4 protein-coding genes and 2 pseudogenes are annotated in these 7,364 nt (G+C 42.3%); 1 reads left to right on the forward strand and 5 read right to left on the reverse strand.

What is annotated here, in order from left to right; all coding sequences use genetic code 11:
* Nucleotides 1-274: 274 nt before the first annotated feature.
* Nucleotides 275-1,034 (reverse strand): annotated as a pseudogene (locus tag VM932_RS16130) (transposase).
* Nucleotides 1,035-1,335: 301 nt separating this feature from the next.
* Between VM932_RS16130 and VM932_RS16135 the strand changes: the two are divergent.
* Nucleotides 1,336-2,691: a sensor histidine kinase gene (locus VM932_RS16135; RefSeq protein ID WP_326280233.1), complete on the forward strand. Its 1,356-nt coding sequence runs from the start codon at nt 1,336-1,338 to the stop codon at nt 2,689-2,691.
* Between the two features lie 1,011 nt (nt 2,692-3,702).
* Here the strand turns inward: VM932_RS16135 and VM932_RS16140 are convergent.
* The 4 genes and pseudogenes from VM932_RS16140 to VM932_RS16155 all read right to left on the reverse strand — a co-directional run.
* Nucleotides 3,703-4,455, reverse strand: coding sequence for a GDSL-type esterase/lipase family protein (locus VM932_RS16140; RefSeq protein WP_326280235.1), 753 nt, complete (start codon nt 4,453-4,455; stop codon nt 3,703-3,705).
* A 426-nt stretch (nt 4,456-4,881) separates the two neighbouring features.
* The gene (locus tag VM932_RS16145) at nt 4,882-6,204 is read right to left on the reverse strand and encodes a Gfo/Idh/MocA family protein (protein WP_326280237.1); all 1,323 of its coding nucleotides are present in this window, start codon (nt 6,202-6,204) and stop codon (nt 4,882-4,884) included.
* A gap of 38 nt (nt 6,205-6,242) precedes the next feature.
* Nucleotides 6,243-7,205 (reverse strand): formylglycine-generating enzyme family protein, encoded by a 963-nt coding sequence (locus VM932_RS16150; protein ID WP_326280239.1) that lies wholly within the window; start codon nt 7,203-7,205, stop codon nt 6,243-6,245.
* A gap of 14 nt (nt 7,206-7,219) precedes the next feature.
* Nucleotides 7,220-7,364: pseudogene (locus VM932_RS16155) on the reverse strand (xylose isomerase); the annotation flags it as partial.

The following is a 7,364-nucleotide window of genomic DNA, read 5'->3' on the forward strand; positions in this document are numbered from 1 at the left end:
GGATTAAATTGGTTAGCCATGCGAAATTACATCTGAATTCCTTCAGGAACTTCAAACTATCTATATCATATCCACAAAGGGTTGGGACAGAGGTCAGAAACCATGTCATCACAGGATTTGAGATGGTTTAATTTGGGAACATTTTTTTCTATTGAACTTTTTAAATCAATAGTTTTCACTTGTTTGTTTTTATTTTCTTACATAGAACTCATTTAAACTTTTTCTTTATGAATCTTTTAATTGCAATTACGATGAAAGCCAGATAGTTGAACCCTTACCAGCTTTCCGTTGTGGTATCGAACCTGTTGAGCAATGAGCGAAAGCTGTCGATTCATGCATTGGTTAGCTCCACGGCATATCTTTCAGCGTATAGTTTTTGATCAAAGTATTCGTTCCTCTCCGTATTCCCGTTACGTTTGTTGAAGCAGATGTTGGCATTGATTTCCCTTGATGCACATGCGGCCCTGAAGTCTTTCGAATCGAATCCCGCATCGGCATTGAGGAAGATCCCCTCCATTGGAATCTCCGCCCTGTCAAGGGCAGCGGTGACCACCTCGAACTGTACTTCGATATCGTAAAGGTCGTTATGGTTGCCGGCCACGCTCGGACATTGCCAAGGGCAGCCCCTGCCTATCGGTAAGGTAAAGGGCGTTGGTGGTCCTTCGCCTCTTCCTGCCCTGATATTCGACACCCGCACCGCCCCTTATCGCTGGGGTATGGCTCCCGTCCAGGTCCACGCTGGAAAGGTCAAGTTCGGCCCTGTGCCTTTTCAGAAATGCAGTCCAGCAGTCCAGCCAAGTCCCCGAAAGGCTCCACTTTCTATAGTGGTGGTAGACCGACTGCCAGCTCAGGACCTTTTGGGAGAACAGTGCCCCCACGGGCAAGAGCTCCCACTGTACCCCGCTCTTCATCTTGTAGAGTATCGCGTTGACGATCTCGCACAAGGGGACCGTCGGGGCAAAGCCCCGCTTGGGAAGCGGTATGTTGGGGACTATCTCCATTTCTATGGTATCTTTGTCGAGTACTTTGTACATGGGCTATGGTATTTGCGTGTGGTAACACAAATGTCCGTAGCCCTATCTTTCGATCCAAAAAAGTTTAAATCACTTCATAATATTTTGTTGAATTTTATGTTATCAAACTATATTCATCCTAGATGCACAAAAATATTTATCCCCCCTATTCTTTGTGTATCCAAGTCAGGTATGGAATGGGGGGGATAAAATTTTTAAAACAGAAAAAATGAGACAACCCAACATATGGCCGATGGATGGAGAAATTTGGGGGTAATCTACTGTTGGTTAAGGTTGTTCTGTATTTTGGAATACCGAAAAAATGATGATGACACCTTGGAACGCCTACAAGAGAAAAATCAACCACAATTGCAACCCCGCCTCTGCAGAGACTGGAGAGACCGTAAGCTATTGGAGAAATACGCTATTTTCAACCACAATGATGTTTTTATTGCCTCTTTGTTTAATTGCGTTACTTCCGTCACTGCTTTTGATTACGTATGAAAACAAAGAGTTCATAACACTTTTGCATTTTACGACTATTGGTGTCATGTGCTTCATCGCATTTGCACCTAGGGTTAAAATAACGACGAGAAAGCTGATTTTCTCATTCACTGTATTTGTTTTTGCCACCATTCTAAATATTTTCACTTCTCCTTCTTCTGGTTCTGTTTTGGTCTACTTTTTGGCAGCATGTATCTACTCCATTATTATTTTCGATAACAAATATGCATTTTGGTGGAGTCATATTGTACTGTTCATCTCTGTCTTTTTTGGATTTGCCATACACTTCAAGTTAACAGACTTTAGCCACAATGTTGATATGAGCTCTGTTAATGAATGGGTTGCGGTTAGTGCCAATCTTGTTTTTCTCTGTTATCTGTCATCAGCTCTAATCCCCAAAATATTTGGTGGGATCGAAAACCATATACAAGAACAGATCAGGTTGAAAAGTGAACTTGAAAAAAGCAAAATCGCTTTGCAGACCAAAAATGAAGAACTTGCGCAATACGCATATGTTGCTTCTCACGACCTGCAGGAACCCTTGAGAATGGTCAGCAGTTTTATGGAAAAACTGAAACTGAAACATGCTGATAAACTGGACGATAAAGGACTCCAATACATTCATTATGCTACAGATGGTGCCCATCGAATGAAGCAAATCATTCTTGACCTGCAGCTCCATTCTGAAGTCGACAGGCCCACAGAGCTGAAAGAATCCGTAGACCTGAATGAAATCGTTTCAGAGTTTTTACTGTTAAGAAGAGATTTGATCAACGAAAAAAAGGCGGTCGTCAATTATGATAAACTGCCTGAATTGGAAACCTACAAAGCTCCTGTCTCCCAACTATTTCATTGCTTATTGGACAACGCCTTAAAATATACAAGGGAGAATGTGCCCCCTGTAATTACCATTGAAGCTGTAAATAAGGGAGAGTTATGGAAATTCACTATAAAAGACAACGGTATAGGGATTGATGAAAGGTTCTTCGACAAAGTGTTCGTCATTTTCCAACGGTTACATAATAGAAATGGGGATGACGGTACCGGTATTGGCTTATCGATTGCCAAAAGAGCGGTAGGGTTTTTGGGGGGAGAAATATGGATAGAATCCAAACCGGAAGTAGGTTCTACCTTTCATTTCACAATTTCAACCACAATAAATCATAATGTTTGACAAAAAATTTAAAACCGGATCAGTCTAGGTATGGCCGAACCATTTTTATTATAAAATTACTGATTAACAAAAAGTGTTTCAGGGGAGTTGACAAATCAATCGACAATAAGCGGTAATGAAATAGCTGTACACACAGAATAGGTAACTGTTCAAAAAAATAGAACAGTTCAAAAAACATACAATCTACTATCGAGAAAGACTCAGAAGTAAAAAAGATGAAAGAGCAGAGCCAAATAGAAATGTATCAAACCAATGATGGTTCAACTCAAATTAATGTGCAATTTGAGGAAGATTCGGTTTGGCATAGCCCGCCCCTATCGCAGAGCTTTCTGGCAAAGATGCAAGAACCGTAAATGAGTCCTGTTCAGGGATAATAACACAATTGGAAAATCCCTTGCCCCTTTTACGGCTATTGTCCCATAAATTGGTCTTTATTTCCCGATTTATGCAGAAATCGTTGCACTCACCGTCGATGTTAATCCTACAATAGACAAGTCGGTTCTTGGATTGCACCTTGTGCTTTCCAGTAAACAAATTGATTGTTAAACTATTGTTTTCTGCCAGTTGTATGGCGTGGTTTTTCCTACCTGTCGTGCACCTCTTAGTATTAAAGGCTACCTATTCTTAGCGATTTTCCAGTTTACCAAATAGGTAATCGCATGTCTTTTAAAGTTCATATATTATTTGAATGTAACGAAGTAAGGGCAATTTGCTTAATTTCTTGTAACAAATTAAGGCATCTTTTTCAACTAGGCACAGCTTGAGTACATCTACCTCATTTCAATTGATGTCCATGAGCCCAGAACATAAAGTAACATTATAACGCCTAAGACATTATCGTTTATTTGGACTATAGTTGTACCGGAGACGCCTGACGTGGCAAACCTTCTTAGCCGGCTAAAATTGAGCATGGCAAAGCTATCAACAAATATCTAAAAACCAAACTCCTATGTTCAAACTAATAAACTAAAAAAGTTTAAATGGTACGTTTGGTATTAATGGTGGACCTTATCAATCCAAATAGGCTTTTAACAAATTGGCCCAGTGGATATAGCCCTTTGGCGTTAGGTGTAAACCATCGTTTGTGTATTTAATGTCCAATCGACCCATATCATCCAAAAACCGAGGGTATAAATCAATCAGATTTATATTTTTTTGATTGGCTAGGTTTCGCAAGGCCTCATTGATATGCAAAATATTGGAAGTCTTGTCATAGTGGTTTTTAAAACGTGTGAAGGTACCATTAACTGGAAGTAGGGTCTGTATGTAAATTTCGGTGCCTGGCGACTCTTCCTGTATTTTGTGGATTATTTTACGATAGTTCCTGATGACGGCGTAATCAGGTATGTTCCTTGACAAATCGTTCACCCCAATCAGAATGAACACTTTAGCAGGAGCACTTTCGGTAACCTCCCCCAATCGTTCCAGAACACCATAGGTGGTATCCCCCGAAATCCCTCTGTTCACAGCATTGTCCATGCCCAACAACTCACTCCATTGAGTTCCTTCGGTTATACTGTCACCCAAAAACACGATATCATTTCCGTTAATTGGAAACATTTTGAATTGTAAAATTTTATCGTGAAAGCTTTCTGGCCTGTGAGTGCTATCAACCCTTTTCACTTGTTGTGCGTGCAAGGAAACCATCATAAAGGTCAAACCTAGGGCAAGCTGTATTCTTTGCTTAAATTTCCAACCCGGTTCGGTTTTTACATTTTTTACATTAAAAAGTGATTTCCAGGCCATCCATTCATTACTTGTCATAAAAATCGGTCTTACATTTATTTATTTTTCATTTAGATCAACAATCCTCCCATTAAAATATCATTAAGGTCACTTCCATAACTTGTCGTGGCACCTTGAATGAACTTTTGGTAAAGTTTTGGGGGACCCTCTCAATATTTTCGAAAATCTGTATGATTCTCTGACTTTCGTTCGAAAGCCTCGTCATGGTTATGGCATACCCTTATGAATGTCAATTCCAACATACATTTCCGAAAGGACATCATCATGTTTTCAAGGTCGACATTGGACATTGTTTCCGATGTCCAGTGTCAGACCTACTTCCGCGATACCTTTAAATTCCAATACAGCTAAAGCTGTTCATTTACATACCTTTTGCTCCTTCAAAGGAAATCCATGAACAAATTTTTATCTTGCCCCTTGTTGGCGATAAATATTATCAAAATCCTAAAGGACCTTGCCCTTCCCCGGGATTGGTATCGGATAATTGCCATCGGCATTGGGCAATGAAGGTGGTTGGGAATCCCATGTCATCGCCTCGGGCATTAATCTAATTTCTGACTTGATGGCCTCATCCCAAGTGATGATCTTTCCGCTATAGGTGGCCATCCTACCCATTATGGCACTCATGGTGCTTTTGGCACCAATCTCCGCATCATTGATTACACCTTTGTTCCTTATGGAAGCAAAAAGTCGATCGTGCTCAACCTGATATGGGTTGTGCCCTTCAGAGTTTGCTATGGAATGTAGTTCATTTCCCGACAGGCCGTATATTTTTGCAATACCTGCATCGTTGGTACTCACAGTGCCTTTAGTGCCTTGGAACGCTTCACCTACACGGTACATCGTATTGGGCTGGTGACGGCATTGACTTGAGATAATCGCTCCACTGGGATAGGTGAACTCGACAAAGTGGTGGTCATAGATCTCACCATGGTCGGGTCCAGTTCGCACCAAACGCCCTCCCATACCCTGGGCCGATTCCGGATACTCACCAATAAACCAGTTGGCCACATCGATATTGTGTATGTGCTGTTCCAAAATGTGGTCGCCACAGAGCCAATTGAAATAGTACCAATTCCGCATTTGATACTCCAATTCCGTCTGTCCCGGTTTCCTTGGTTTTACCCAGACCCCAGAGCTGTTCCAATATACTTGTCCGGAAACAATCTTTCCGACATCACCCTCTTTTATTTTCTCCAAGGTTTTTAGGTAGTTCTCCTGATATCTTCTTTGTAAACCGACAACCACGTTGAGTTTTTTCTCTTCAGCCAATTTGGCTGCCTCCAATACTTTTCTTACCCCTGGAACATCGGTTGCTACCGGTTTTTCCATGAATACATGCTTACCATTCTCAATGGCATATGCAAAATGGTAGGGCCTGAATCCCGGAGGAGTGGCCAAAATGACAACATCGGCCAGGTCAATGGCCTTTTTATAGGCATCAAAGCCATAAAACTTGTTTTTCTCCTTGACATTGATTTTCCCAGTATTTATGTATTTTTCAGCAAGGCTATTGTAGCTGCTTGTAAGTCTATCTTCAAAGGCATCTGCCATGGCCACCAATTCTATGTGCTCATCCGCTTGGAGGGCTTGGTTGGCCGCGCCTGTACCTCTGCCCCCACATCCCACAAGGGCCAATTTCAATTTCCTGTTGTTGAACACATTGGCCATGCCCTCCATTTCCATGGATGGGAGGACCATTCCTGCTGACAATAGCGCTGTATTTTTCACAAAGTTCCTTCTTGACCTATTCCTTTTATCTTTCATGGTTTGATATGATTATTAATTCGATTTGACGATTGTTTTTAGTTTTCCTTTGACCAATACCTATTCATTTCTTCTTCTGATGGGGTTTCAAAGGGCCTTACTATCCTAAAGCCCACAAAACCGGCATCGGTGAACCACCATTTACTGCGGGGAAATTGGGGGTCCCTTTGCTTCCAAACAGGGTCTGAGGCCAATCTGGATGCACTGCGTAACAGTGCTGGCCCATCCTTGAAAGAACCTCCCCGAATGGCAACGGGATATTCGCTCACAACCGGTTCAAAGGGCATTTCGGCATCCCCATAGCCATTTTTATCATATTGGTCCAAAGTCCATTCCGCAACATTGCCGTACATATCGTAGAGCTCCCAAGGATTTGGTTGCTTTGTGCCCACCTTGTGGTACCTTCCCTCACTGTTCGCGTTGAACCATGCATGGTTGTCCAGCACCGATGCATCTTTTCCAAAGTAATAAGCCTCCCTATTGCCTGCCCGGGCCGCGTATTCCCATTCCGCTTCTGTGGGTAATCGATAATAATGTCCCGTGATTGCCGAAAGCCATTGACAGAAGGCGGATGCGGCCCTTTGCGTGATATTGACCACTGGAAAACCCTCTTCCCTTCCCATGCCCAAGCTCATATCGACATAGGGTACGGTTGCCCCGGATACCGCATCGGCCTCCAAGTGCACTTCATTGGCCCTCGCTATATTTTCGAGATTATCTATGGCCCTCTCAATAAAAAGATTGTATAGCTCCCAGGTAATTTCATATTTGGACATCCAAAAACCTTCGACAGCCACCTCTCGGACAGGCCCTTCATCACTGTTCCTGCCGGTTTCGCTTTGTGGGCTGCCCATTTGGAACTTCCCTGAGGGAATGGCGACCATTTCCAATTCAACATCCACCCCTGGCAAATCTTGGGCATAACTTGACGGTTGTTGGGTAAAACCTATTGCCGTCATGCCCATAAACAGATAAAATAACTTGATTGATCTAATTTTCATCTTGGTTCCGAACATTAAAAGGCATCACTGGTTTTATAGGCTTCAATAACAGCAAGCTCCCCTTGCTTTCCCGCCCCGGAGCTGCCATGTTCCATTCCCACGATACCGGTATATCCCTTGGAATGGATATGCTTGAAAACATTTCGATAATTGATTTCC

The sequence above is a fragment of the Flagellimonas halotolerans genome, from assembly GCF_035818535.1.
Classification (GTDB): domain Bacteria; phylum Bacteroidota; class Bacteroidia; order Flavobacteriales; family Flavobacteriaceae; genus Flagellimonas; species Flagellimonas halotolerans.

Bases quoted from the DNA above. Each gene is read 5' to 3' on its own strand.
- VM932_RS16150 (WP_326280239.1), bottom strand. From the start codon at position 7,205: ATGAAAATTAGATCAATCAAGTTATTTTATCTGTTTATGGGCATGACG.
- VM932_RS16135 (WP_326280233.1), top strand. From the start codon at position 1,336: ATGATGATGACACCTTGGAACGCCTACAAGAGAAAAATCAACCACAAT.
- VM932_RS16145 (WP_326280237.1), bottom strand. From the start codon at position 6,204: ATGAAAGATAAAAGGAATAGGTCAAGAAGGAACTTTGTGAAAAATACA.
- VM932_RS16140 (WP_326280235.1), bottom strand. From the start codon at position 4,455: ATGACAAGTAATGAATGGATGGCCTGGAAATCACTTTTTAATGTAAAA.